Raw genomic sequence first — 23,833 nt, 5'->3', positions numbered from 1 at the left:
AGAGACAGGCTCCGTGGTTGACGGACTGGTGTTCACGGACGCCCGTACCAATGACAGGGTGCGCGTTTGATCACCGCTGACAAAGGTGACTGCACGCCTCTGGACCGACTGAAGCACCCAGCCATCCACGGCTTCATTCAGCCGGACCCGGCGATTTTTGCCTGCCACCTGAAGGATGGCGCCGCTGGTCTGTGCACCTTCGAAAACGCCCAGCAATCGCGCCGTGCTCAAATTGTCAGCGGGTACTGGCACTTCCGATGCCGCTGGAGGCGGTGGTCTGCGAGTGGAAGAAAACAGGGGGCGCTCAAGCATTGCCATGAGGCGCCCTGTTTCCACCGGCTTGCGGGCGGGCAACGAGGGCACCATGGCAAGGTAATCGGCAGTCACAGGTTCCGGGGGCTGCCAGTGCGCGTTGCGCAAGGTGCCATCGGGCTGGAACCACAGGGCCGCGAGGCCCACAGCCAGCAGGGCATTGATCACACATAGCAAAGCAAGCGCGTGCCGCTTCATGGCTTGCCTCTCAGAATCACCAAATTCAATTGGACTGCGAGTTTCTGCACGCCTTTCACAGGAGCGGCGGCGGCCTGAAGGACGAATCCTTCGGTGAGGATGGCGGGCTTCTGTTCATCCAGAGCCGCCAGAGCCAACTGCACGGCCATCATGTCCCCTTCTGCCCGTACTGCCAGGGGAATACGCTCAAAACTCATTTCTTCCTTGGCTGCCAGCACCTGGGTGCTGACGATCGACAGGCCCGCCGTGCTCAGCACACTGCGAATGCGTTGCTGAACATCATTGCCCACTTGGTTGGCATCCTGTCCTGCCGGGTGCAGGTATTGCGCCAAACGGTCCACCGCCTGGGTCTGGGCAAGGGCAAGGCTGTCCTTGTGGGCCATCAGGCCACTCAGCCGTGCATGGCGAGGCTCCACCTCCATGATGCGCTGCGTCGCCCACTGGTGCTTGTTATACAGATACCCCCCGACGAGGATCAAGGGCATCAAAACCAAGCCCAGCGTGGCAAGCACGACTGCCAGGTCGCGGCGTGCGATTTTCTTCATGGCTGTGCCTTGCTTGGGGTACTGATGGGCGCTGGCCGAGGGGTTTCAGAACCCGATGAAAACCTGCTCTTGCGGGGTGCGCTGGCACTGTCGGCGGCAGGTGTGGGAGAACTGGCTGCCGCAGGCGCAGTTGGCGCCGTTCCTGAAACGGACGCCGCCGGAACCAATGCAGCCGGGATAACAGGCGTCACCGCGCCACTAGATGCCACGGCTTGCACAACACTCGCACCCGCGACAGACCACACCGCAGGGTCAAGCTGAAATTCGATATTGAAGCTATCCAGGGAGGCCCCTGGATTGCGCACTGCCGCCACGGGCGCACGCACATCCTTGAAACCGGACTGCAAGCCCAGTTGCTGCATGAGAACCGCGGCATTGGCCGTCAGTCCGGTGATTCGAACCTTAAGCCCCTTGACCTCCATGCTCTGCAGCGATGTATCGTCAGGCAACACTTGTGTCAGTACTTCCAGCAGGCGAATGCCATCGGCCTGTTCAGACAGAACCTCACGCAACAGACCCATGCGCTCAATGGCCTGCATGAATGCTTCCCGCTGGGCCACCACAGGCATGGCACGGCTCTGAAGTTCCGAGTACCCGACCGCAGCCTCGATGGCACGCAGTCGTAACTGCGCTATGGGCGTCACTGCCATGGCCCCCACCAGCAGCAACGCTCCTAGCACCAAGCCATAACCGATACGCCGACGCAGTGCGGCATGCCGGGCTCGGCGGACCTCCCCCCAGCCAGCAAAGGCAATGGGGGTGCCTGCTCCGGAAAATGCCCAAACTTCCGGCACACCGTCTTTCAGACGCTCCTGCTGTTGCTCAAGAAAGCCCTGCACCTGCTTGCGCGAAGCAAGTACGGCGTCTACCAGCAGCCCACCCTCCGGGCGCACATGCACCACAAGACCCCACACCAGATCGGCAGCGGGAAATGGGCTGACGGTGGAAATCTCCAGCGCCACCGCCTGCGCGACTTGTGCGTCCGCCATGGTCGGCAGGCTCAGCGAGCGATGCAGCAGGCTATCGGCGGGTATTTCGATGGCAACGAATTGGGTTGAAGGAGCATGGTCCATTCCCACCAGCCGCACGCCATCCCAAACGGCCTCGGTACCGTCCGCCCGCAATACCCGCACCGGTACATCCGGCGTCAGCCACGCCAGCAGGGGCCAATGGTGCGCGCGTTGCCAAGTAGCCCGGAAATCGGACCAGAACTCGGCCAAGTCAAGACCGAATAGCTGCGGGGAGGTGGACATTGAGGGCATTGTCTGTGTTCTGCCGCACGTTCAGCGCGGTGCGATCATCCAGTGTTCAGCGTTGAAAATTCGCCACGGCATACCCGACACACTGTCTGGCCTCAAATCCACAAACCGCACTACCGCAACACCTCCGCCATCGGAAGATGCCACGCGGGCGTGGATGCGGTAGCGGGTGGTGGCGGATACGCTGATGAATTCACCATTCAGGACAGTGGTGTCTATTTCGCTGGGTCCTGCTCCGGCGTCTCGGCGCGACCGAATAGCCTGGGCATGTGAAACATTTCCTCCAGCAAGGACCACGAGCACTTCTTCCGGAGCCGCAAGGGGGTTGACCTTGCCGCTACCCTGTGCCTCAACGGTCATGAGCGGCGAAAGTCTAGCATACAGGTCGTAGTTCACTCCTGGCACTTGTAACAGGTCCTGGATGGCCTCAAAGCCCTGCTCACGACCAAAGATGTCGCGCCGGGTGCGCGCCTGGACCGTAGCGCCGGCCAGGTCCGTGGCCACCTGGGGTGAAAGCCCGCCGCCAACGGCATACATGCTGGCCAGCAAGAGCTCGGAGGCACGGTTGATGTCGATCAAACCATTCAAAGGGGTGATTTCGACAGGGATTGTTTTTCCAAGATAGCCGTACTCACGCACCACCTGCCTCGTCAGACGCTCACCAACCGCCACCATGTCCTGCAAGGCCAGCATGACGGCGGCTTCGCCCAGCGCCACGGACTCGACGGTCTGGCGCGAGGCACCCACGATACGCAACTCACTGCGCACGGACAGCTGCACGCCTCCGACCACGATGGCGAGCGCGGCAATGATCCAAAGCACGGCCACGAGCGCGATGCCCCCGATCGCCCTTGGTTCTGAGCGCGGTCGCATGGTCAATCGGTCCCCGAGGAGAAAGCACCACCACCCGAGCGTTCGCTGGACGGCAAGGCACGCATGACGATCACCCACAGGGGCCAGGCGCCATCCCATGTCTCAACATCAATCCGAATACGCGAAGGCAGGCTATCGACACGGCTCCAATTCGAAATCCATGTTGGAGCTGGCTGGCGACTGTCCTCGTAGCCAAGGACCAAGGACTTGACCCTGTTTGCCAACACCCGGCTTTCTGCCTGGCTCCAATCGAGCGGCAAACCACCACCATTCCAGGGCACAAACCGGATGACGAGTGCGGACGGGTCTTCTTGGGCGGCTTCAAGCGCCAGACGGAAAAAGTAACGTCCGCCAGCACCATGCCGCGCGGGCATGATGCCCACCCAGGCCACGGCATTGGCCTGTCCAGTGAAAAAATAGGGCGTGTCGCCCTCGCGCTGCACCTCTTTCATCCGCCGCATGGAAACCCTTCCGAGAGTGGCGCGCAAGAATCCATTGGCAATGCGGATCTCGTCCGCGCGCTCCGATCGGAGATCCATGCGCTCCTCAGTCTGCGCCATGGTCCGCAGCGCGGACACCATGCCCAGCATGAGCAGGGACAGCAAGGCCATCGCCACGAGCATTTCCACCAGGGTAAATCCACGAATACCCCCTCCATGCCTGCTCGCCAATGAGCTCATCGAGCGCCTCCAGCGACCAGGGGCTTCCGCTGTGGGCGCAAAGTACTCAGATGGAGCGAGCGTATCGCGTCGCGTTCGCCAATCCAGTCGATACGGATGTCCACCTGGTGCAGAACGGGCGCGCCAGGGTTGCGCCGACCCGCCTCCGTTTCCAGCGGAGCACTGCGCACGCTCCATGCATACCCAGCGGATTGCCCTTCTTCCGACCAGCCCTCGGCCGTGACGGCATCACGCACAGCCAATAGCGATTCGCCCAGCAACACGGCACGCTGGTAACGCTCGGCATCGGCCACATTGCGCGCACTGCCTCCAATAGCCTTGTAAAGGACACCCAGGCTCAGGGACAGAATGGAAAAGGCGACGAGCAATTCCAGCAAGGACATGCCCCGCATCCGGGAACGCAGAGAGGAGGTCATGGCGCTAGGGGGGTCTGGATCACGCGACCCGAAAGCCAGTCCACACGCAACCGCACCCCTGAGCCAGAAGCGGCGCGCACGACATCCACGCTTCCGCCCGTAGTACCGCCGTCGGACAGAAACCGGATCGCCGCCACGCCCGAGCGCATTTCGACATCCGCCACCGTTACCCCCAGTTGCACGGCTTCGGGGATGGCATGCCGCGCCCCGCCGTCGATCCCATAGGTCCGATGGCCCAGGTCTACTACAAAGCGCACATCGCCACGCCCCGTCATGGCCTGGTGGCGCGCGGTCCGCAGTTCGGAAACAATCGTCCGCACTGCATCGCGGTATTGCGCTGAATCCCGCAGGCGACCAAATGCCATCGGAGCCAGGCCGACCACCAGCGCCATAATGGCAAAAACCACCAGGAGCTCAACCAGCGTAAAGCCCCGCTCACGCCGCATAGTGCCCTAACCTTCTGCCTTGCTCAGTGCTTGTTCCGGATATCGGCCGCCTCGCCTTCACCGCCGGGAGCACCATCGGCACCCAGAGACAGAATCTCCATGCCCCCCTGGGAGCCCGGATTGACGTAGCGATAGGGATTGCCCCAGGGATCCTTGGGCAACTCCCCCTTGATGTACGGACCGGCCCAGCCGTTGGCGCTGGCTGGGCGCTTGATCAACGCATCCAGCCCCTCTTCGGTGGTGGGATAGCGACCCACATCCAGCTTGAACACCTCCAGGGTTTTATCAAAATCGGCAATCTGAATGCCTGCCGCCTTGACCTTGGCACTACCAAATTTGTTCATCACGGCCGGGCCGACCAGCCCCGCCAGCAGCGTGAGGATGGCCAGAACCACCAGCAATTCGATCAAGGTGAAGCCGCGGGCACGGCGGGCGACACTGCGGACAGAGGCTGCACGAAAAGGTGCCATGGGAGAAAACTCCTTCAATTGAGACATGTTATGCGGCAAGGTCATTGATCGACAGAATGCCCATCAGAATGGAAATGATGATGGCGGCGATCAGAAGCCCGAGAACCAAGATGAGGATCGGTTCGACCAGTGTAAGGAGGCGTTTGATACCTATTTCCACCTCACGGTTCAATATGGCAGCCAATTCCAACATCATCGGGCCGACACGGCCTGTTTCCTCGCCCACGCGGATGAGGTTGATGGCCAGTGGCTCGAAGATGCCCGCGGCCGAAATGGCCTGGACCACCTTACCGCCCTCCTTCACGATAGGAACGACACGTGCCAGCGACTGCTGCAACACCGTGTTGCCCACAGTTTCCGTGGCGATGTTCAAGGCTGCAAGCATGGGCACGCCATTGCCAAGCAGGGTGCCCAGCGAGCGGGAAAACAGCGTCAACTGGTATTTGAGCGCCAGACGACCCATGAAGGGCAGTCGCAGCAGGCGCGATTGCCACCAATGCCGCCCTGCCGGCGTCTTGAGCCACCGGAAAACCGACGCACCAGCCACCAGCAGCCCCATGCTGATGGGCAGGCCGTAACTGGAAAAAAGATGCCCTAGTTCCATGATCACGCGCGTGGGCAATGGCAATGCATCCCCCATATCCATGAACATTTTTTCGAACTGTGGAACCACGAAGCCCAGCATAGCCACCAGCGACAAAACCGCCACGCCCAGCAGAATGGCGGGATAGATGGTGGCCGAAACTACGCTGTCACGCAGCGCACGCTGGCGCTCCATATGCTCCACGAGGCGCGTCAGCACGGTCGCCATCTGCCCGCTGGCCTCACCTGAACGAACCATATTGACGTAGAAGTCGCCAAACAGATCTTTATTCTGGGCCAGCGCACGGCTGAGCGGCGTCCCGCCCTTGACGGCATCGAGCACGCCCTGCAGCAATGTGGTGACCGATGGCTTGTAGCTCATGTCGATGAGCACACGCAAGGAATTGTCGAGCGCCAGACCAGCACGCAGCATTATGGCCAGTTCGGAGGTGAACGCCAGAACATCGGCCTGTTTCACCGGCCCCTTGCCTGCGCGCCCCTGCGGCGCACCCGCCATCAGTTGCGCGGCGCCTTTGCCCGTGGCCTGCGACAGCGCGCCGGCACTGAGCACATCCTCGATGTACAGAGGCGTCAGCCCCTGCTCGCGCAATTGCTTCATGGCCAGGGCCTGCGTGGCGGCGCTCAGGCGACCATCGACCATCTGCCCCGATGTCGAGGCGGCGCGCCAGGTGAACTCAGGCATCGCTCTGGTCCTGCGTCACCCGGGCCAGCTCTTCCAGACAGGTATGACCCGCAGCCACCTTGCGCAGCCCATCCTCGTGCAGGCTGAGCATGCCGCCCTCTGCGGCCACCGCATTGAGCGCATTGGCATCCCTCCCATCCATGATGGCCTTGCGCATGGGCTCATCGAGCACCAGCAATTCATGGATACCCGTGCGCCCCCGATAGCCAGACTGGCGGCAATGTTCGCAGCCACGGGCCCGATAGATGGGCTGCTCAGGCGGGCAGAAACGAGCCAGCCCTGTACGCTCTCGCACCTCGGCCGAGGGCTCGTAAGGTTCCTTGCAATGGCTGCACAGGGTTCGCACCAGCCGCTGCGCCAACACACCATTGACCGCCGAGGTGATGAGATAACGCTCGACCCCCATGTCCTGCATGCGGATCACCGCTCCGGCCGCCGTGTTGGTATGCAATGTGGACAACACCAGATGCCCTGTCAGTGCCGATTGCACAGCGATCTGCGCAGTTTCGCCATCGCGCATTTCGCCGATCATGATGATGTCGGGATCCTGCCGCAGGATGGACCGCAACGCATTGGCAAATGTCAGATTGATTTGCGAATGCACCTGAATCTGATTGATTCCCTCCAGCTGGTACTCTACCGGATCCTCAACCGTGATGATTTTCTGCGTCTCCGCATTCAGCTTCGACAAGGCCGCATAGAGCGTGGTGGTCTTGCCAGAGCCAGTAGGTCCGGTGACGAGTAGGATTCCATGGGGCCGCACCAGCAAGGTATTGAAGCGTTCCAGCGTATCCGGAGCAAAGCCCATCTCTTCCAGCCCAAAACGCACACTGGCGCGATCGAGCACCCGCATGACCACGCTTTCACCATGCACCGTGGGCACAGTGGAAACACGCAAATCAAGCTCCCGTCCCTTGACACGGGTCTTGATGCGTCCATCCTGCGGCAAACGCCGCTCGGCAATGTCCAGATGGGCCAGCAGCTTGACCCGGGAGTTCACCGCCGCACTATGGCGCGGCGGCACGATCTCCCCCGCATGAATCACGCCATCGACCCGGTAACGCACATGCAAGCCGTCGTCAAAGGGCTCCAGATGGATGTCGGAAGCACGAAGGTCGATCACGCGGCCAATGATCGTATTGACCAGGCGGATGACAGGAGCCTCGCTGGCCAGATCCTTGAGGTGTTCGACAAAATCACCCGCATCACCGTCGCCCAGCCCCTCTGCGTCCTCCTCTACCACGGCATCTTCCATGGGCTGCGTGAGGGCCTTCTCTATATCGGAGTCTGTTCCTATATGGGGCCGGACCTGCAATCCGGTGGCCAGGCGAAGGGCCTTGATGACAAAGGCATCCTGTGGAACGGCCATGACCACATCCAGCAGGCCATCCTGTATGCCCAGCGGATATACCGCATTGGCATGCAAGAACCCTGGGAGCAGGCCAGGCACCTCCGGCATGAAATCCGGAAAGGCATCCGCTGCCACCAAAGGCACGGCCAACTGGCTGGACAACGCATGCACCACGTCCAGCTCGGAAACCAGCCCCAACCGCACCAGCACCCGCCCGAGCATGCTCCCCATTTCCTGCTGCGCAGCAAGGGCACGCTCCAGGTCGCGCGCACTGAGTTTGCCGGCGCGCACCAGCAACTCACCTATGCGCAGACGGCCCGAGGGCTCGGCAGGTTGTACAGGTACGGCTTGTGCGCTAAAGAGTTCGGTCATGAAAAGAGAAGCTGACATTGCCACCGTGCGACGGCATGGGCACGCAATCATAGCGACACGCAGACCAGATGGCCCCAGCCGCAGGAGGGTACGTTAGACTTTGTCGCCTCCTTCTGGCAACCGCTGCTATTCTCCGCAACCCCCATCAGCCCATGCACGCCAGCTCTCGTCAACTTCTGTCCATCACATTTGGCATGCTGGCCATCGTAACGCTCCCGCTGGCCATCTGGGAGTCTATCCAGCGGCTCTCGGCGCCGCCGCCCCTGCTACTGGCCCCCATGATGAACCTGACCGACCCGTGCATCCTGCCACGGGCAAGTTCGTCCCAGGAGCCACACGCTCTCGTAGCGCCCGGTTGTGATGGCACTCAAGGCTCGGCCGCACGTCTGGTCGAGTCCACGCTCGCACGGTCTTTCAAGCCCGATCAGCCCCTGAAACCATCCTACGAACTAGGCTACACACTGCAGATACCGTTGTTACGCCTATTTGACAAAAAAGCAGATGAATGGGTCATCAACCAGGGAGCGGTGCAGCGCTATGTGCGCACTTTGCGCGACACCGACCGCCCTGCCATCCTCTATCTATTTTCGACCCACTTCGGCGTCCACGCCCCTATAGAGCAGACATTGGCGCAATCCCCCGCCAATCTGGCCTCGACCCCCGAAGGCCCACTGCCCGCCGACAGCTATTACACGCTGCCGATCTTTCCCTGGAGCGTGGCCCGAATCGATAACGGCATCACCCATCGCCGCACCCAGGCCGTTGAAGCCATCCTTCAGGAGCTGTGCCTGCTGCAACCTGCGCATCGGGAGAAAATCCGGGGTATCACGCTCTTGGGCGAAGTGCACCACCTGTTCCCGAAGTTTGAAACCGGCATGGGCTTCGCTACACCCTACCTCGTTTCAGACTACAGCCAGGTTTCCCAAGAGGGTTTTCGGCATTTCCTGGCAAAGCGCTTTGGCGATATCGGCAAAATGAATGAGGCCCTGGCCGCTGACTACGCGGACTTTGCCGAAGTGTTCCCCCCATCCCGTGATATCCGCACGCAACCCCTGCGCCGCCGACAGGAACACATGGACTCTTATGCCCACGGATCTTTGCCGGTATCCGGCTGGGCACGGATTCTGGGGGGCCACAATCCGGCCTGGATACACATCTACCGCAATGGCGAACACCTGGGCCGGGTGCGCGCCAACCTGGGGCGCCAGGACGTGGTCGCCGCCCTTCCGGAGTTTGGATCGGCCGATGTGGGTTGGCGTTTCGATATGGACTTTACCTCCCTGCCCCCGGGAGTCCACCGCATTGATGTGGCCCTGGAAGAAGCGCCAGACCGGCTCGTCCACCTGGGTACACGGCATATCTCCATCCGAGACAAGGATCCGGCCCGCACCACTTCCTTGCCCATGAAGCCGCTGCCGGCCTTCGCAGCAATTCGCCCAACCACCCGCGCGCACATCGACACTCCCGTAGACCAGTCGACCTACTATTTCAATCCATTGGCGCCGCTGTGGCATGAGTTCCGTGGACGGCAGGTTCAACATTACCTTGAACACTTCGCGCGTGTGGTGAAGCGCTCATGCTTGGCCAAGGTTCCGACCTATGCGCACCAGATCATGCCCATGACCAACCCCAGTTGGGACGCAGAGAAGTTCGCCATTGACGCATCTCTCCAAGCATCAGCACTCCTGAAGCCCGGCGTCAGCCTGTATGGCGGTCCGACCCACGGCATCACCCTGTTTGACTGGCTTGCACGGACACGGCAGCAACACTATGGCATTACCGAATTCCACCCCCTGCGCCCCATGGCAGCACAGGATCTACACCACGCATTGATGGACCACCGGCAGCGCGGTGCACAGTTTCTGTCTTTCTTTCTCGAATCGGACTGGCCAGGCAGACCCAGCCACGCGGTGGAGAATATGTTCTCCATCGACGAGCGGAATCCGCAATTTGGCTCCGACCAGTTGCTCGGCGCCTTTCGGGAACTGGCCACGCAGAATTCCGGCACGCCCCTCCTCCGCCTTATCAATCCTTAGGACTTTTCATTCCCACTGACCACATGCGCTTCTGCAGAGTTGGCATACACCGTGCCCTGAAATTCCTGGCTTTGCTGCTTCTATGCCCATGGGCCTGGGCCCAGCAAGCCCCAGGCCAGGGCGCCCTCGATGTGGTGCGTTATCTGCCTGCAACGCATGAACTGTTCGTCAGTGGCTGGGCCGGGTCGACTCAGCCGAATGTTTTTGTCACAAGCGCCCGAATCGATGTGGGCGCTGCAACGGTCTACCGCGGGCGCATGCTGCCCATCGAACGTCCCGATGTGGTGGCCAACACGGGCCGCAATGACTGGCTCCCCTCTGGCTTCCAGGTTCAGGTGGGCTTGCCTACCTCTCTTCCATCCGGCGAACAGCCCATCGCCGTCTGGATACGCCTGAGCAACGGCATCGAGTTCTTGCTGTCGGCAACGAAAGCGACCCAGTCCATCCAGATCACGGGGCAGACGCCACCCTCCAGAGGCATCATGCTGATGCTCCTGGCCGCCATCCTGGCTCCCTTGCTGGCCCTTCTGACTCTCTCACGGATAGCCGCCTGGTCACCACGCCCCTGGGTTGCAACCTATGCCCCCTCTCTGTTCGGACTCACCGTACTTTTTTCGTTTTCCATCCTGGTGGCCACCGGCACCACAGGCTCCTCGCTGCCGCTGCTGCTTCACGAGGCACGTATTGCCCAAAGTGATACGGCCCGGTGGCTGGGCGATCTTCGCCCAATCCGCAGTGATGAATGGGAAGTGATCACGCCCATGGCCATCAGCCAGTCCACACACACCCCTCCCTTTCCCATGGTGAACCGCCATTACGGAGCCGATGGCCAGAACATGATGGTGATTGGCATGACAGGGGTGCCTGTCTGGCACATTTCCTCACTGGCCAAGCCCGCCACATGGGGATTCTTTCTGTTCGATCTGCGCTATGCGTTGGCATGGTATTGGTGGTTTCCTTTCTTCGCCTGCTTCACTGCCGTCTGGCTTCTTCTGCAGCGCTTTTTCGCCATGGACTGGCGGCAGGCGGCTGGCTGGTCCGCCAGCCTGGCCCTGGCTCCCTATTCGGTTGGCTTCTCGGGATGGCCCGCATACACCGTCTTTTTCCCTTTACTCTGCATGGTGGCCATGGAAAGGGTGCTGCACTCTCAACGCATGGCCAACGGCCTAGCCTGGGGAGGGCTACTGGGAACCGCGCTCACGGGTTACGTCCTGACGCTTTATCCTGCGTGGCAGATCGCCCTTGCCTATCTGCTTGCTCCTCTGGCGCTGGCGTGGCTCTGGCAACAACGCAGCATCCTCCGGTTCCAATCAGCCCAATGGGCAGGCCTAGCGGCCTCGCTGGGCATGACCGTGTTCCTGCTGGGATCCTGGTGGTTGGATGCCCAGGAAGCCGTGCACTGGGTGCGCGAGACCGTCTATCCCGGGCGACGCACGACGGGGGCAGGCGGTGACATCGATCCGTGGTTCCTGATCAAGGGTTTGATGAGCCCCGCTACCATGTATGGACCATCTCCATTGATGAATCCCAGCGATGCCGGCTCCTTCATCTTTCTCTTCATCCCCACCACAGTATGTGCACTGCTCGCGTGGTGGCACCGCCGCAAATTGGATACCATCGGAATCGCGCTGCTGGGTTATACCGCTCTTGCGTTCCTCTATCTGTTCATGGGAATGGACGCCACTGTGGCACGCCTCTCTCTCTGGGGCATGGTCCCCACCTACCGGATAGATATTGCACTGGCACTTGCCCAGGTGCTGACCATCGGATGGGTTGTGCATGCTCGCCCAGACGTCTCCCTCGCCTCAGCCCCACCCATCAAGAACCTCGCAATAGCCATAGGAGTTTTAACTGCCGCATTGGGTTGGTACCTGTTCCAAAAGCTGCCGACCTTGATTGCTATGGAGATCCCTCCCCCGATGGTGTGGATTTCATGCCTGGGTTGGGGAGGGCTCGGCTATCTGCTTATCGTACGCCAATATGGCCTGCTGGCTTTTCTTTTCTGCCTCTGGACCCTCTCCACCTCGCTACCATTCAACCCATTGGTCCACGCGCCCACAAGAATTGCGCTTGACCCAGCATTGTCTGCGTCGCTCCAGGAGAGCCATACCGCCCCCCGCGCCATGACCGCTGTGGTGGGAGAGCGTGCCTGGTCCATGCTTCTGCCCGCAGCAGGAGTGCCGGTGCTGAACAGCGTGCACTACCATCCGCCCCGCACGCTGTGGAAGGATCTGGACCCCACAGGTGAACACGCTGCACTGCACAACCGCTACCAGCGGTTGTTCCTGCGGGTGCAGGCCCTGCCCTCGGAAACAACCGCATACCGCATCCACACCCCCCGACTGGACGAGGTGGTGTTGACGTTGGACCCGGACCACTTTGATTTCAACCGGCTCAAGGTGCACACCGTAATCGCCGGACCTGCGGACAGCGCACTGTTGTCACGCAACGCAAGTCTGGAGCACGCAGGCTCAGGCCCTGACTGGACAGTGTTCAAGGTTCGGCCAGGCAAAAACCCTTGAAAAGAAATTCTCATTCAGCGAATGCGACCAGCGCTGCGGAAATTCGAGTAAACCCCGACGGACGCGCCTCAAGCGAACAATTCAGCGAGCTGCAATGACAATCCTGCGGCGTCTTTACCCGATAAAGCGGGTGGCAAGGCCAGGCCGGGCCACTCAATCCCAAGGGAAGGATCGTTCCACACAATGCAACGCTCATGCTGCGGCGCGTAGTAATCGGTGGTCTTGTAGAGGAAGTCTGCCGACTCGCTGAGTACCACGAAGCCATGGGCGAAGCCGGGCGGCACCCAGAGCTGGTGCTGGTTGTCCTCAGTCAGTTCCGCGCCCACCCATTGCCCGAAGGTGGGCGAGCTGCGACGGATGTCCACGGCCACATCGAACACGGCACCGCGCGCCACGCGCACCAGCTTGCCTTGGGGCTGCTGGATCTGGTAGTGCAGGCCGCGCAACACGCCCCGGCTGGAGCGGCTGTGGTTGTCCTGCACAAACTGGTGGTTGGTGCCTGTGGCTTCGTTGAAGGCTTTCTGATTGAAGCTCTCGAAGAAGAAACCGCGCGCGTCGCCGAACACCTTGGGTTCGATCAGCACCACCTCGGGGATGGACAACCGGGTCGCTTTCATCAGTACACCGTCTCTTTCAGCAGGCGCTGCAGGTATTGGCCGTAGCCGTTCTTGGCCAGTGGCTGGGCCAGGCGCTGGAGCTGTTCGTCGCCAATCCAGCGGCTGCGCCAGGCGATTTCCTCGGGGCAGGCGATCTTCAGGCCCTGGCGGTGTTCCAGCGTGGCGATGAACTGGCTGGCTTCGAGCAGGCTTTCGTGCGTGCCGGTGTCCAGCCAGGCGTAGCCCCGCCCCATGATCTCAACGTTGAGCTGGCCCTGCTCCAGGTACAGGCGGTTGAGGTCGGTGATCTCCAACTCGCCGCGCGGGCTGGGCTTCAGGCTCTTGGCGAGCTCCACCACCTGGTTGTCGTAAAAGTACAGGCCGGTGACGGCGTAGTTGCTTTTGGGCACCGGGGGCTTTTCTTCGAGCGAGAGCACCTTGCCCTGCGCGTCGAACTCCGCCACGCCATAGCGTTCGGGGTCGTGTACGTGGTAGGCGAACACGCTGGCGCCAGTACTGCGGCCATGGGCGTTGGCCAGCAGCTCGTGGAATTGGTGGCCGTAAAAGATGTTGTCGCCCAGCACCAGGGCGCTGGGTGCGTCACCCACAAACGACTCGCCGATCAGGAACGCCTGCGCCAGCCCGTCGGGACTGGGCTGCACGGCGTATTGCAGGCTGATGCCCCACTGGCTGCCGTCGCCCAGCAACTGTGCAAAGCGCGGGGTGTCCTGCGGCGTGCTGATGACCAGGATCTCGCGGATGCCCGCCAGCATGAGCGTGCTGAGCGGGTAGTAGATCATCGGTTTGTCGTACACCGGCAGCAACTGCTTGCTGATGGCCAGCGTGGCGGGGTGCAGGCGCGTGCCGGAGCCGCCAGCGAGGATGATGCCTTTGCGTGCTGTCATGGTCATGGGGGAGGTCAGAGGATTTCGGCGAGCATGCGCGCCACGCCGGTTTGCCAGTGCGGCAACTGCAGGCCGAAGGTGGTTTGCAGCTTGGCGGTAGCCAGCCGCGAGTTGTGCGGGCGCTTGGCGGGCGTGGGGAAGGCACTGGTGGGCACAGGCGCGACTTCTTTTGCTATGATTTTTATAGCTTGCTGCGCTTTGCTGGCGTGCTCCAGAACGAATTTCGCATAAGAATGCCAAGTGGTCTCACCCGCCGCCACGCAGTGGTACAGGCCGCCGTCCTGCGGTCGGTGCTGCAGGTGACGGATGGCGTGGGCCGTGACGTCGGCGAGCAGGTCGGCCCCCGTGGGCGCACCCCACTGGTCGTCGATGACGGTGAGGCGTTCGCGCTCCTGGCCCAGGCGCAGCATGGTCTTGGCAAAGTTGCCGCCGCGTGCGGCATAGACCCAGCTGGTGCGCAGAATCAAATGCTGGCAACCCGATTGCTGGATGCGTTGCTCGCCTTCCAGCTTGGTGGCACCGTACACCGACAGTGGTGCGGGCGTGTCGGTTTCGACCCAAGGCCGGGTACCGCTGCCGTCGAACACATAGTCGGTGCTGTAGTGCACCAGCCAGGCACCCAGGCGCGCGGCCTCCTCGGCCACGAGGCCGGGGGTGGTGGCGTTGAGCAGGCGCGCGAATTCTGGTTCGCTCTCGGCCTTGTCCACGGCGGTGTGGGCGGCGGCGTTGACGATGACCTGAGGGCGCAGCTGGCGCACGGTGTCGCGCACGCCCTCGGGGTTGGCAAAGTCACCGCAATGCGCTTGGCTGTCGAAATCCAGCGCCGTGACCTGGCCCAGCACGCTGAGGCTGCGCTGCAGCTCCCAACCGACCTGGCCGCCTTTTCCGAGCAGGAGGATGTTCATGCTCATGCGACGCTGCCCTCGCCCTCGTACTGCTTGGCCACCCAGTCGCGGTAGGCGCCGCTTTGCACCTGCGCCACCCAGTCGGGGTGGTCCAGGTACCACTGCACGGTCTTGCGGATGCCGGTGTCGAAGGTCTCGGCAGGTTTCCAGCCCAGCTCACGCTCGATCTTGCGCGCATCGATGGCATAGCGCCGGTCGTGGCCGGGGCGGTCCTTCACGTAGGTGATCTGGCTGCGGTAGCTCTGGCCGTCGGCACGCGGGCGCAACTCGTCCAGCAGGGCGCAGACCGTGTTCACGATGTCGATGTTGGGCTTCTCGTTCCAGCCGCCGACGTTGTAGGTTTCGCCCACAGTCCCGGCCTCCAGCACCCGCCGGATGGCGCTGCAGTGGTCCTTGACGTAGAGCCAGTCCCGGATCTGCATGCCGTCGCCGTACACCGGCAGGGGTTTGCCGGCCAGGGCGTTGACGATCATCAGCGGGATGAGCTTTTCCGGGAAGTGGTATGGCCCGTAGTTGTTGCTGCAGTTGGTCGTGAGGACCGGCATGCCATAGGTGTGGTGCCAGGCGCGCACGAGGTGGTCGCTGGCGGCTTTGCTGGCGCTGTAGGGGCTGTTGGGCTCGCAGTTGTGCGTTTCGGTGAACGCGGGCGCATCGGGTGCCAGGGTGCCGTACACCTCGTCGGTGCTCACGTGCAGGAAGCGAAATGCTTCTTTTTTTGTAGCATCCAGCGCTTGCCAGTAGTGCCTTGCTGCCTCCAAAAGCCTGAAAGTGCCGACCACGTTGGTCTGGATGAAGTCCTCGGGGCCGTGGATGGAGCGATCCACATGCGATTCGGCCGCAAAGTTGACGATGGCACGCGGCTGGTACTGCGCCAGCAGGCCATCGACCAGGGTGCGGTCACCGATGTCGCCCTGCACGAAGACATGGCGCGCATCGCCCTGCAGGCTGGCCAGGTTGTGCAGGTTGCCGGCATAGGTGAGCTTGTCGAGGTTGACGACGCCCTCCGGGTTGCCGGCAAGCCAGTCGAGTACGAAGTTGGCGCCGATGAAACCGGCGCCTCCGGTGACGAGGATCATGGGATGAACCAAAAATGTGCCGAGGGCAAAGTTTCGGATTATCCCACCGCACCTTGTTGCTGCTCGTAACCGCCAGCCCTGGGCGTGACGCTCAGAAGTGAATGCCGCGCATCATCTGCTGCAGCGCAACGGCTTCCGCCGACAGCTGCGGCTTGGCGCCCTTCTCTCCCTTGGCCGCGGACGAATCGGGGAACATGCGGAAACTGGCGTTCATGCCGATCTGCGCCACACGCGGCACCAGGGCATGCATTACCTGGCCCAGGATGCCCAGGCGCGTGGCGATGCGCACCGGCTTGAAGATGCAGGCCTGCGCCACCATGTCGGCCGCCTCCTCGGGGCTGAGCGTGGGCACGTTGTTGTAGATCTGCGTGGGCGCGATCATGGGCGTGCGCACCAGCGGCATGTTGATGGTGGTGAAGGTGATGCCCTGGTCGGCGAATTCGCTGGAGGCGCAGCGCGTCCAGGCATCCAGCGCCGCCTTGCTGGCCACGTAGGCCGAGAAGCGCGGGGCATTGGTCAGCACGCCGATGGAGCTGATGTTGACGATGTGGCCCTTGCGCTTTTCCACCATGGCAGGCAGCAACCCCATGGTCACACGCAGGCAGCCAAAGTAGTTGAGCTGCATGGTGCGCTCATAGTCGTGGAAGCGGTCGTAGCTGCTCTCGATGGCGCGGCGGATCGAGCGGCCCGCATTGTTGATCAGGAAGTCCACCCCGCCGTGGTCGGCAACGAGTTGCTGCACGAAGCGGTCACAGTCCTGCATGTCGGCAATGTCCACGGCGTAGGCGATGAACGCATGGCCCTTGTCCTTGGCTTCCTGGCAGGCGGCGTCGAGCTTGTCCTGGTCGCGTCCGCAGATGATGGTGGTGGCGCCCGCCTCGGCAAACTTGTGCGCCGTGGCCAGGCCAATGCCCGACGAGCCCCCCGTGACCAGCACCACCTTGCCCGCCACCGTGCCCTTGAGCGAGCGGTCGATGAACAGCTCGGGGTCCAGGTGGCGCTCCCAGTAGTCCCAGATGCGCCAGGCATAGTCGTTCAGGCTGGGGCAGGAAACGCCTGAGCCCTTGAGCGCCGCCAGCGTCTCGCGGCAGTCAAAGCGCGTGGGGTAGTTCACAAAGGTGAGCATGTCCTCGGGCAGGCCCAGGTCCTTGAGCACGGCATTGCGCACACGGCGCACGGGCGCAATGGCCATGAGGCTCTTCTTGATGCCCTTGGGAATGAAGCCCAGCAAGGCCGCATTGACGAACAGGTTCATGCGCGGCGCATGGGCAGCACGCGAGAAGATATCGAGCACATCACCCACACGGTAGCCTACCGGGTCCACCAGGTGGAAGCACTTCTTGCCAATGGAAGCCTGGTGGCTGATCACGTTGATCGCGTTGACCACGAAGTCCACCGGCACGATGTTCACGCGCCCGCCTTCCAGGCCCACGGAAGGCATCCAGGGCGGCAGGATCTGGCGGATGCGCTGGATGAGCTTGAAGAAGTAGTACGGCCCGTCGATCTTGTCCATCTCGCCGGTTTGGCTGTCGCCCACCACCATGGCGGGGCGATAGACCGTCCAGGGCATCTTGCATTCCTGGCGCACGATCTTTTCGCTCTCGTGCTTGGTCATGAAGTAGGGGTGGTCCAGCCCCTCGGCCTCATCGAACATGTCTTCGCGGAAGACACCTTCGTACAGACCCGCTGCGGCGATGGACGACACATGGTGGAAATGCCCGGCATCGATGGCGCGGGCAAACTCCACCGTGTTGCGCGTGCCTTCCACGTTGACGGCCACCTGGCTTTCAGTGTCGGCAGACAGGTCGTACACCGCCGCCAGGTGATGGAAATGGTCGATCTGGCCCTTGAGCTTTTTCACGTCCTCGGCCGCCACGCCCAATTTCTTGCTCTTGAGGTCACCAAACACCGGAACAGCTCGCGCGGCGCTCACGCCCCAATAGCTGCGCAGTTCGGCCACCTTGTCCGCGCTCTCCTTGCGCAGCAGGAAGTACACCACGGTGCCCTTGCGCTCCAGGAGTTTTTTGACCAGACGCTTGCCGATGAACCCTGTGGCTCCTGTCACGAAATACTGCATGCTCAAGACTCCTGTTGGTTGTGCTGTGAAATCGCTCCCATTCTTGCTCAGGCCCGCCAGTGCAGGCTTCAGCAAAAACCCGCGGCGATGCTACCCACCAAATCCATCGCTAGACCCCACCCTCTATGTTTTTAGGAGCGGCCACCTACACGCGGGCCATTGCACGGCGTACATTCCCATTCATGCCCAGCGCGGTTGCTGCGGCGCATCTTCAACCCCTTCCACGGAGGCCGTATGGTCAAGAAACTGCAGAAACTCAGCAACGACAAGAAAAAGCCGGGCGCCCAGCTCTCGAGCACCGTCAAGGACTCCGCCCAGCAAATCTGGCTGGCCGGCCTGGGCGCTTTTGCCAAGGCCCAGGAAGAAGGCAACAAGGTGTTCGAGGCCCTGGTGAAGGAAGGCCTCTCGCTGCAGCGCAAGACCCAGGCCGTGGCCGAAGAGAAGATCTCGCAAGCCTCCAGCCGCGTGACCGGCATGGCCACCGACATTGGCTCGCGCGCCGCTGGTCAGTGGGACAAGCTGGAAACCATTTTTGAAGACCGCGTGGCCACCGCTCTGTCCAAGCTGGGCGTGCCCACCTCGCGCGATCTGGACGTGCTCAACGCCCGCATCGACGCACTGGCCAAGAGCCTGGGCAAGACCCCTCCGGCCACCAAGCCTGCGCCTGCCAAGAAGGCCGCCGCAAAGCCTGCAGCCAAGCCCGCTGCCAAGAAGGCCGCCGCAAAGCCCGTGGCCAAGAAAGCTGCTGTCAAGCCCGCAGCCAAACCGGCTGCCAAGCCCGCCGCCAAGAAGACTGCTGCCAAGCGCGCGCCCTTCCCCAAGGTAGCACCCCGCAGCACCCCCGAAGCCGCAGCGGTCGCAGACGCAAACCCCAGCGCCTGATCGCACGACGCCACCGCCGCCCGAGGCGGCGGCAGGCATCGGCCCCTCAGCGGCTGTCACGCCCATGGCGTGGCAGCCGTTGTGCTTTGCTGCACGTCAACATGCCGCAGTGCAGCATGAAATCTGCCTGAAACGTCGGTTAGAGTAGCCCCAGGGAACCCATTGATTCGATGCATGAGGACCAGCACCCATGGTGAAAAAAGCGCCGCGCCGCACCGCTGAACGCATACTGGAAGTCACGCTCGAACTGTTCAACCGATTCGGCGAACCCAACGTCTCGACCACCCTCATTTCCGCAGAACTGCGCATCAGCCCGGGCAACCTGTATTACCACTACCCGGCCAAGGATGAGCTGATCAACGCACTATTCGACCGCTACGAGCGCTCGCTCACCGAGTTGCTCGGCGCCAGCGGCAGCGTGCGCAACGTGGAGGACGCCTGGTTCTTCATGCACACGCTGTTCGAGCTGATCTGGCAGTACCGCTTTCTGTACCGCGACCTCAACGACCTGCTGTCCAAGAACCGGCGGCTCGAAACCCATTTCCAGACCGTGCTGCAGCACAAGACCGCTTCGGTACGCACCCTGCTGGACGGCATGCAACGCGCGGGCAGCCTGCAGATCGACACCCGCGAGATCGAACCCACCGCCACCAGCATGGTGGTGGTGCTGACCTACTGGCTGAGCTTCGAGTACGTGCGCGACCCGCGCCGCGCCCTGGAGCCCGAGAGCGCACAGGCGGCCCTGCTGCGCGGTGCCCACCATGTGCTGAACCTGCTCATGCCCTACCTGGAACCTGGGCAACGCAGCCACCTGTTGCAACTGGCCAGCGCCTACCAGCGCCCCTGAACCCCCTACAGACACCCCAACGGAGACAATGATGGCGAAATGGACCCCCTTCCCCCACGCTGGCGAATTCGACTACACCCCCGCCAGCCTCAAGAAGCAATGGGCGCGCCTGCATGCCGGCGACGCTGAGCCCCTGCCCAAGGACGCCGCCGTGCTGCAGGCCTGGGCCCATTACCACAATGGCAACTTCCAGCAGGCGGCCGAGGAAGGGCTGGCCGCCGGCGGTGACGGCATCACCGTGGCCAACAAGGCCACCGCCATCTACGCCACCTACCTGGAGAAGAAGGAAAAGACCCGCCTCGACCTGTTCATGCAGGTGGCCGAGCGTGCCCAGGCCCAAGCCCAGGCGGAACCACAGAATGCCAACGCGTGGTACTGGAACGCCTACGCACTGGGCCGCTACAGCCAAGGCATCAGCGTGGCCAAGGCCCTGGCGCAAGGGCTGGGGGGCAAGATCAAGGAGTCGCTAGAGAAAGCCATCGCCCTGGCGCCCAAACATGCCGACGCACGCATTGCGCTGGGCGCCTTCCACGCCGAGGTGATCGACAAGGTCGGCGCGCTCATCGGCGGCATGACCTACGGTGCCAAGAAGGACGTGGGACTCAAACTGTTCCAGGAAGCACTCAAGCTCAACCCGGGAAGCGCCATTGCGATGATCGAGTACGCCAACGCGCTGGTCATGCTCGAAGGCGACAAGAAGATGCAGGAAGCGACCAAGCTCTACGAACAGGCCGCCGCCACGGAACCCCAGGACGCCATGGAGCGCCTGGACGTGGAAATGGCCCAGGCGGAACTGGAGGACTAAACGCCCTGCTGCGGCCCGAACCGCCGGGCCGCAATCTCCAGCAGGCCATCAAAAATCAGGTTGTCCACCAGCTCGAACGGCCGCGTCATGCTGGGGGCCATCTTCCAGCCTGCACCGCCCGTCATCATGCACACGGGCTCCTGGCCACAGTGCTGCAGCAGGTGCTGGTAAATGCGCTCGACGGCACCGGCAATGGCAAAGGTGCCGCCGCTGGTGAGAGCATCGCTGGTGTTGGTGGGGAACGACCGCACCTCGCCCGTGGGCACGTGCAGACCGGCCGTGCCGGACTCCAGCGCGCGCAGCATGATGCCGTGGCCCGGCAATATCAGCCCACCCAGAAAGCGCCCCTGCGCGTCGATGGCCTCCACCGTGACGGCCGTGCCCACCATCACCACCACCAGCGGCCGCGCCGGGCCCCGCGCCAGCACGCGCTGGCGGGCGCCGATCATGGCCACCCAACGGTCACAACCCAGGCGTGAGGGATGGTCGTAGCCGTTGGTGAGACCCGACTCCTGCAGCGAGGGCACGACCCATTGCGGGTCCACGCTCCACAGCTCCATCTGGTCTTCCACGCGCCTGCGCACCGCGTCGCCCGCCACCACACAGCCCAGCATGCGCGTGGGCGCCGCCAGGTGCGCCCAGGCGGTTTCGGACAGGCGATCGATGTGGTCCAGAAACTCGGCGCCCTGCGCCAGCAGGGCCGCGCCAGGGCGCGGTGCCTCGTACATCGCCCACTTGAGGCGGGTATTGCCCACGTCGATGGCCAGAAAGCTCATGGCGCGCATTATCAAGGGATTTGCCTTCGCCACACGTCACCTTTGCGGCAAAGTCACCCCTGCCGCCAGGGCAGACCATGAAAGCGCCAGCCGCCCACACGCCCGCGGTGGGCGTGCTCATCAGGGTCGCCTTCAAAGCCTTCGAGCACGTTCCAGGCCTCCAACCCCAGGGCCGTGGCGCGCTGCGCGGCAGCGATGGAGCGCACGCCGCTGCGGCACAGCAGCAGGGCCTTGCGGCCCGGCGGCACAGCAGCCTGGATCTGCGCATCGAACTGGGGGTTGAGCGCCATGCCCGGCCACTGCTTCCAGGCCACGGCCACGGCGCCCGGCACCTCGCCAACCCACGCGCGCTCGGCGTCGGTGCGCACGTCCACCAGCACGGCCTGGCCTGACTGCACCCACTGCCAGGCCAGGGCCGGGCTCACGTCGCCCGCATAGCCCTGGGCGCTGCGTTCCTGGGCCTGCACGGCGGCTGCTGCGGCATCGTGGCGCAGGCCCGAGTGGCGGTTGGCCGGCAGGGTCTCGTGCATGCGCTCGGGCGCGGGCAGGTGCAGTCCTTGCATCAGCGCGACAAACTGCTCCTCGGTACGCCCGGCCAGGCGCGGGTTGTGCGCCTGCTCAGCAGCAATGCTGGAGTGGCTGCGCCCCTCGTAGTCATGGCCTGGCCAGACCAGGGTGTCGGGTGGCAGCGCGAACAGCACCTGGGTGATGCTGCGCCACAGGGTGCGCGCGTCGCCGGACTGGAAGTCGGTACGTCCACAACTGCCGATGAGCAAGGTGTCCCCGGTGAACACATGGTCGCGCCACAGGTAGCTCATGCTGCCCGCCGTATGGCCAGGGGTGTGCAGGGCGCGCAACTGCTCACCGCCAAAGTGCAGCACATCACCATCCGCCAGTTGCACCTGCGCCGTGCCGATGCCGCAGGCCGCAGGTGCCGCCGTGCGCGCGCCGGTGTGCTCGGCCAACAGGGCGGCACTGGTGATGTGGTCGGCATGGTTGTGCGTTTCCACCGCCCAGCACAGCCGCAGGCCCCGCGCCTGCAGCACGGCCAGGTCACGCTCGATCTGTGCATCGACAGGATCGATGATCAGGGCCTCGCGTGTGTGCGGGTCGTGCAGCAGGTAGGTGCAGGTGCCGGAGGCGGGGTCCAGGAGTTGCAGAGGGTGCATGGCGGTGGCTCAGAACTTTTCAAAATAAAAACTGGCTACAGCGCCCGTCCATATTGCGCAAGCAGCTATTATTTTTATAGCATTTATTCCCACTGCGGTGCGGGTTCGTCGCGCAGTTGGCGGCGCAAGCGGGCGTAGTCGGGCACCACGCTGGCCACGGTGTCCCAGAAGCGAGGGCTGTGGTCCATGACGCGCAGGTGCGCCAGTTCGTGGACGACCACGTAGTCGATGACGGCCTGGGGGTAGTGCAGCAGGCGCCAGTTCAGGCAGATGGAGCCATCGGCACGCGCACTGCCCCAGCGGGTTTGCGCGCTGGACAGGCGCAGGCGGGTCCAACGCACGCCCAACTGCGGGGCAAAGTGGTCCAGCCGGGCGCTGAAATGCAGGCGTGCATTGCGCATGAGCCAGGCCTGCACAGCGTCGCGGATCTGCACGGGCTGGGCCGATGCACTCAGACCGATGCGCAGTTGGCGCTGGGGGCCGCAGGCAGCGGCGGGTTCGCTGGTGACAGCCACATCGTGCAGCACACCACGTGCGCTGTGGCGCGCATCGAGCACCACCTGCAGCGGCGCGCCCAAGTAGGGCAGCACGGTGCCGTCGTGCCAGGCAATGCGTGCATGCTCCAGGCGCTGGCGACGTTCGTGCGCCTCGTGCAGTTTGCGCAGGATCCAGTCCGACTTGTCGCGCAGTGCGGCATCCACGGCACCCAGCGTGACCCAGGACGGCGCGCGCACGGCCAAGCCGTCAGGTCCCACAGTGAAGCCGATGCTGCGCCTGCGTGCACGCTCCAGCCGATAGGCGACCACGGCATCGCCCAGGCGCAGTTCGCGGTTGGCCTGCGGATGGGCAAAGGCGGCGGCAGGCAGCACCTGTGACAGCGGGATGCTGGGCTGCATGACCGAATTCGCTATCAAATGAATAGCATCTTGCGATTTATCAACGGGCATTTGAGCCCCATTTTTGCCTGAAGAAGGCAACGCAGGCCGTGGGTCGAACAAATCCAGTGCCAGTTGCACAAAACGCTGCATGC

The 23,833-nt window shown here is 62.9% G+C and carries 22 protein-coding genes and 1 pseudogene; 5 read left to right on the top strand and 18 right to left on the bottom strand.

Annotation, left to right across the window (positions count from 1 at the left end; translation table 11 throughout):
• Window positions 1-506 precede the first annotated feature (506 nt).
• From gspM to gspE, 9 genes are read right to left on the bottom strand one after another with little or no spacing between them, the layout of a single operon-like run.
• Entirely contained in the window at window positions 507-1,055 is a 549-nt protein-coding gene (gene gspM / locus MJ602_RS05250; RefSeq protein WP_243019807.1) for a type II secretion system protein GspM, read from the bottom strand.
• Window positions 1,052-2,308 (bottom strand): PilN domain-containing protein, encoded by a 1,257-nt coding sequence (locus MJ602_RS05245; RefSeq protein WP_243019805.1) that lies wholly within the window; start codon window positions 2,306-2,308, stop codon window positions 1,052-1,054. Before MJ602_RS05245 ends, gspM begins: the two co-directional genes overlap by 4 nt.
• Window positions 2,309-2,338: 30 nt before the next feature.
• Entirely contained in the window at window positions 2,339-3,136 is a 798-nt protein-coding gene (locus MJ602_RS16800; RefSeq protein ID WP_243019804.1) for a type II secretion system protein GspK, read from the bottom strand.
• A gap of 53 nt (window positions 3,137-3,189) precedes the next feature.
• Window positions 3,190-3,867, bottom strand: coding sequence for a prepilin-type N-terminal cleavage/methylation domain-containing protein (locus MJ602_RS05235; protein ID WP_279235811.1), 678 nt, complete (start codon window positions 3,865-3,867; stop codon window positions 3,190-3,192).
• Entirely contained in the window at window positions 3,864-4,283 is a 420-nt protein-coding gene (locus MJ602_RS05230; protein ID WP_279235810.1) for a type IV pilus modification PilV family protein, read from the bottom strand. The genes MJ602_RS05235 and MJ602_RS05230 overlap by 4 nt, the downstream gene beginning before the upstream one ends.
• Window positions 4,280-4,729 carry a pilus assembly FimT family protein gene (locus MJ602_RS05225; protein ID WP_243019801.1) on the bottom strand — a complete coding sequence of 150 codons (450 nt, stop codon included), beginning with the start codon at window positions 4,727-4,729 and terminating at the stop codon, window positions 4,280-4,282. The genes MJ602_RS05230 and MJ602_RS05225 overlap by 4 nt, the downstream gene beginning before the upstream one ends.
• Window positions 4,730-4,752: 23 nt before the next feature.
• On the bottom strand, window positions 4,753-5,199 hold the full coding sequence (gene gspG, locus MJ602_RS05220) for a type II secretion system major pseudopilin GspG (protein WP_243019800.1): 447 nt from the start codon (window positions 5,197-5,199) through the stop codon (window positions 4,753-4,755).
• Window positions 5,200-5,227: 28 nt separating this feature from the next.
• Complete coding sequence (locus MJ602_RS05215) at window positions 5,228-6,484, bottom strand: type II secretion system F family protein (RefSeq protein WP_243019798.1); 1,257 nt, start codon at window positions 6,482-6,484, stop codon at window positions 5,228-5,230.
• The gene (gene gspE / locus MJ602_RS05210; protein ID WP_243019796.1) at window positions 6,477-8,207 is read right to left on the bottom strand and encodes a type II secretion system ATPase GspE; all 1,731 of its coding nucleotides are present in this window, start codon (window positions 8,205-8,207) and stop codon (window positions 6,477-6,479) included. Before gspE ends, MJ602_RS05215 begins: the two co-directional genes overlap by 8 nt.
• A gap of 152 nt (window positions 8,208-8,359) precedes the next feature.
• On the opposite strand from gspE, the gene MJ602_RS05205 reads away from it, so the two are divergent.
• Both MJ602_RS05205 and MJ602_RS05200 read left to right on the top strand, forming a co-directional pair.
• Entirely contained in the window at window positions 8,360-10,243 is a 1,884-nt protein-coding gene (locus tag MJ602_RS05205; RefSeq protein ID WP_243019794.1) for a hypothetical protein, read from the top strand.
• Window positions 10,244-10,374: 131 nt separating this feature from the next.
• On the top strand, window positions 10,375-12,765 hold the full coding sequence (locus MJ602_RS05200) for a DUF7657 domain-containing protein (RefSeq protein WP_243019792.1): 2,391 nt from the start codon (window positions 10,375-10,377) through the stop codon (window positions 12,763-12,765).
• Between the two features lie 68 nt (window positions 12,766-12,833).
• Here MJ602_RS05200 and rfbC read toward each other — a convergent pair whose 3' ends face one another.
• The 5 genes from rfbC to MJ602_RS05175 all read right to left on the bottom strand — a co-directional run bounded on the left by rfbC (window position 12,834) and on the right by MJ602_RS05175 (window position 18,324).
• Window positions 12,834-13,382: a dTDP-4-dehydrorhamnose 3,5-epimerase gene (rfbC, locus tag MJ602_RS05195; RefSeq protein ID WP_243019790.1), complete on the bottom strand. Its 549-nt coding sequence runs from the start codon at window positions 13,380-13,382 to the stop codon at window positions 12,834-12,836.
• Window positions 13,382-14,266, bottom strand: a complete 885-nt coding sequence (rfbA, locus tag MJ602_RS05190; protein ID WP_243019788.1) for a glucose-1-phosphate thymidylyltransferase RfbA — start codon at window positions 14,264-14,266, stop codon at window positions 13,382-13,384. The genes rfbC and rfbA overlap by 1 nt, the downstream gene beginning before the upstream one ends.
• A 14-nt stretch (window positions 14,267-14,280) precedes the next feature.
• Window positions 14,281-15,171, bottom strand: coding sequence for a dTDP-4-dehydrorhamnose reductase (gene rfbD, locus MJ602_RS05185; RefSeq protein WP_243019786.1), 891 nt, complete (start codon window positions 15,169-15,171; stop codon window positions 14,281-14,283).
• Window positions 15,172-15,173: 2 nt separating this feature from the next.
• On the bottom strand, window positions 15,174-16,247 hold the full coding sequence (rfbB, locus tag MJ602_RS05180) for a dTDP-glucose 4,6-dehydratase (RefSeq protein WP_243019785.1): 1,074 nt from the start codon (window positions 16,245-16,247) through the stop codon (window positions 15,174-15,176).
• Between the two features lie 91 nt (window positions 16,248-16,338).
• Entirely contained in the window at window positions 16,339-18,324 is a 1,986-nt protein-coding gene (locus MJ602_RS05175) for an SDR family oxidoreductase (RefSeq protein ID WP_162017462.1), read from the bottom strand.
• A 234-nt stretch (window positions 18,325-18,558) separates the two neighbouring features.
• Between MJ602_RS05175 and MJ602_RS05170 the strand changes: the two genes are divergently transcribed.
• From MJ602_RS05170 to MJ602_RS05160, 3 genes are all read left to right on the top strand, one after another.
• Window positions 18,559-19,206, top strand: a complete 648-nt coding sequence (locus tag MJ602_RS05170; RefSeq protein WP_162017463.1) for a phasin family protein — start codon at window positions 18,559-18,561, stop codon at window positions 19,204-19,206.
• A 190-nt stretch (window positions 19,207-19,396) separates the two neighbouring features.
• Window positions 19,397-20,053 (top strand): TetR/AcrR family transcriptional regulator, encoded by a 657-nt coding sequence (locus tag MJ602_RS05165; RefSeq protein WP_162017464.1) that lies wholly within the window; start codon window positions 19,397-19,399, stop codon window positions 20,051-20,053.
• A 31-nt stretch (window positions 20,054-20,084) separates the two neighbouring features.
• A complete protein-coding gene (locus MJ602_RS05160; RefSeq protein WP_243019782.1) occupies window positions 20,085-20,858 on the top strand; it encodes a tetratricopeptide repeat protein in 774 nt (257 codons plus the stop codon).
• Here MJ602_RS05160 and MJ602_RS05155 read toward each other — a convergent pair.
• From MJ602_RS05155 to MJ602_RS05145, 4 genes and pseudogenes are all read right to left on the bottom strand, one after another.
• On the bottom strand, window positions 20,855-21,634 hold the full coding sequence (locus tag MJ602_RS05155; protein WP_243019780.1) for a type III pantothenate kinase: 780 nt from the start codon (window positions 21,632-21,634) through the stop codon (window positions 20,855-20,857). The two genes, MJ602_RS05160 and MJ602_RS05155, sit on opposite strands and share 4 nt — an antisense overlap.
• A gap of 53 nt (window positions 21,635-21,687) precedes the next feature.
• The gene (locus MJ602_RS16795; RefSeq protein WP_341474732.1) at window positions 21,688-22,164 is read right to left on the bottom strand and encodes a rhodanese-like domain-containing protein; all 477 of its coding nucleotides are present in this window, start codon (window positions 22,162-22,164) and stop codon (window positions 21,688-21,690) included.
• 138 nt (window positions 22,165-22,302) lie between these two features.
• Window positions 22,303-22,803 (bottom strand): annotated as a pseudogene (locus tag MJ602_RS16790) (MBL fold metallo-hydrolase); the annotation flags it as partial.
• Window positions 22,804-22,886: 83 nt separating this feature from the next.
• Complete coding sequence (locus MJ602_RS05145) at window positions 22,887-23,831, bottom strand: M48 family metallopeptidase (RefSeq protein ID WP_243019776.1); 945 nt, start codon at window positions 23,829-23,831, stop codon at window positions 22,887-22,889.
• Window positions 23,832-23,833 lie beyond the last annotated feature (2 nt).

Source organism: Simplicispira sedimenti (assembly GCF_022760965.1).
In the GTDB taxonomy this organism is placed as follows: Bacteria; Pseudomonadota; Gammaproteobacteria; order Burkholderiales; family Burkholderiaceae_C; genus Simplicispira; species Simplicispira sedimenti.
This window is presented reverse-complemented; position numbering and strand designations above follow the sequence as displayed.